This window comes from Streptomyces durbertensis, assembly GCF_014156695.1.
Lineage (GTDB): Bacteria > Actinomycetota > Actinomycetes > Streptomycetales > Streptomycetaceae > Streptomyces > Streptomyces durbertensis.
The window spans coordinates 1-2,165 of sequence record NZ_WMLF01000642.1 but is presented as its reverse complement, the minus strand read 5'-3'; the positions used below and the strand labels follow the sequence as shown (position 1 = coordinate 2,165).

Annotated in this window: 3 protein-coding genes and 1 pseudogene; 1 reads left to right on the top strand and 3 read right to left on the bottom strand. The window is 74.1% G+C overall.

The annotated features are described in order from the left end of the window. Window positions 1-645: class I SAM-dependent methyltransferase (locus GL263_RS25410; RefSeq protein WP_228456819.1), on the top strand; the 645-nt coding region annotated here is incomplete at its 5' end. Here GL263_RS25410 and GL263_RS25405 read toward each other — a convergent pair. The 3 genes and pseudogenes from GL263_RS25405 to GL263_RS25395 form a co-directional block, all read right to left on the bottom strand. Next, window positions 642-1,532, bottom strand: coding sequence for an oxygenase MpaB family protein (locus tag GL263_RS25405; RefSeq protein ID WP_182858085.1), 891 nt, complete (start codon window positions 1,530-1,532; stop codon window positions 642-644). The genes GL263_RS25410 and GL263_RS25405 overlap by 4 nt on opposite strands. 115 nt (window positions 1,533-1,647) lie before the next feature. Further along, window positions 1,648-1,833 (bottom strand): tail-anchor membrane protein, encoded by a 186-nt coding sequence (locus GL263_RS25400; RefSeq protein ID WP_182858084.1) that lies wholly within the window; start codon window positions 1,831-1,833, stop codon window positions 1,648-1,650. 164 nt (window positions 1,834-1,997) lie between these two features. After that, window positions 1,998-2,165: pseudogene (locus GL263_RS25395) on the bottom strand (lipase); the annotation flags it as partial.

The following is a 2,165-nucleotide window of genomic DNA, read 5'->3' as shown; positions in this document are numbered from 1 at the left end:
TCTGGCGTCCCAGCGCTCGGCCCGAGAGGTGAAGAAGGCCCGGAGGAGGTCCGGGCCTTCTTCACCTCTCGGGCCGAGCGCTGGGACGCCAGATTCGCCGGGGACGGCCCCGCCTACACCGCCGCGGTCACCGCGCTGGGCCTGCGCGCCGGGGACCGGGTGCTGGACGCCGGTTGCGGCACGGGCCGCGTGCTGCCGGCCCTGCGGGCGGCGGTGGGCGCGGAGGGCCGGGTGCTCGGCGTCGACGTCACCCCGGCGATGCTGGACGTCGCGGCGCGCGCCGGACGGCACGAGGCCGGCGCGCTGCTCCTCGCGGACGTCGACCGGCTGCCGCTGCGGACGGCCGTGCTGGACGCGGTGTTCGCGGCCGGCCTGATCGGGCACGTGGCCGAGCCCGGCGGCACGCTCGGCGAACTCGCCCGGGTGGTCCGCCCCGGCGGCACGCTGGCACTCTTCCACCCGGTCGGCCGCGCCGCGCTGGCAGCCAGGCAGGGGCGTGTCCTCTCCCCGACGGACGTCCGCGCCGAGGGGCGGCTCCGGACGCTGCTCGGCGACGCCGGTTGGCGGCTCGTCCGCTACGTCGACGAGGACAACCGCTTCCTCGCGCTGGCACACCGCGAGGCCGTCCGGAGGCGTTCCCCCTAGCGGCGTTCTCCAGGCCCCGCGGGCCGGGGGCAGCCGGCCGGGAAGGTGCCGAGTTCAGCGAGGTCGTAGCCGTGCGGGTAGCCCGGGTATCCCTTGATCTGCCGGTTCTGCCGGGCGTAGTGCGGTCTGGCGCGGGGCGGCAGCAGCCGTACGGCCCGGCCACGCAGCCGGACAGCGCCGCGCACCGCTCTGCGCACCGCCGGGTTCGGCGGGCGGTAGCGGAAGGCGTCGACCAGGCTGTCGTCCAGCAGGGCGAGCGCGCCCGTCTTGGCCAGCGGGGCGAGCGGGCGGGGGTACCAGGAGGCCATCAGGGCGAGGGTGGCGTCGGAGACCGCTCTGCCGCCGTCGTCGTACGCGAAGTGCTCCTTCTCGTAGCGGTCGAGGCAGTCCTCGAAGGCGGGGTAGTCACCGGGGATGTCACGGATGCCCATGTTCCGGCCCAGCCGCTGGTAGTAGGCGGCGCACGCCGCCGCCTCGTGCTCGGTCAGGCGCCGCCAGCCGTAGTCGTCGAGCCAGCGTTTGGGCGTGACCACAAACGTGGACAGCACGTACCGCATGTCGTCGTTGGAGATGTCGTACGCGCGGTGCATCTGGTTGATGCGGCGGACGGCGGTCCGGCCCCGCTCCGAGCCGTGCCCGTGCTCCATGACCGCGTCGAGCAGCAGGGCGGTGTCGTCGTACCGCTTCTGCGAGCGGTCGGTCAGCTCCGCCGTCTCGGCGAGCAGCCGGCCGATGCTCGGTACGGCGTACGTGCGGTACAGCGCCAGCTCCAGGGACTTGGTGAAGTCCCAGGGGAACTCGTACGCCGCCAGCAGGCGGTAGATCCTCTCGCAGTCCTCGTCCGGGTCGAGCCGCCGGATCTCCCTCAGCCTGTCGTACCGCCGCAAACTGACCACGCCCCTGTCTCGGACCGCCGGAGTGTCGGGGCGACCACTCTACGCGTCCGGCAGCGCGGCGAGGAGGCCGCGCCGGGCGTGCTCGAGGTGTGCGGACGGCGCGCGCTCAGCGGCCGATCTGCTTGCGGGAGACGCGCTTGAGCCGACGCCGCTGGGAGGGGTCCAACGTGAGGTAGGCCACCGCCGGCACCCCGACGACGATCAGCAGCACCGCCCACAGCGGAACGCCGAGCACGAGCAGCAGCAGACCGACGGCGACTCCGCCGAGGGCGATCTTCCCCTGGACACTCATGACATCCGCCTCCACTCGACACGGGAACGTCTCCCTCTTGAGAGAACGCCGAGAACGCGCTTCCGGTTCCCTTCCGCGCGGACAGCGGCGCCGGCGGGGACCCGGACGGCGGCCGGCGGGGACCCGGACGGCGGCGCACGCACGCGCCGCCGCCCGGGTCGCGGTCAGGCGACCCGCGCCAGGACCGGGTAGTAGCCGCCGGACTGTCCGGCGGCGTTGGGGTGGTACGACTCGCCCAGCGGGATGGTGACGCTGCGCAGCCAGGGGTCTCCGGAGCACAGTTCGTGCCCGGTGAAGGTCGGACGCACGTCGCCGAAGGTGAAGCCGTGGTC

Excerpts from the sequence above, each read along its gene's own strand:
- GL263_RS25400 (WP_182858084.1), bottom strand. The coding sequence starts at position 1,833 with ATGAGTGTCCAGGGGAAGATCGCCCTCGGCGGAGTCGCCGTCGGTCTG.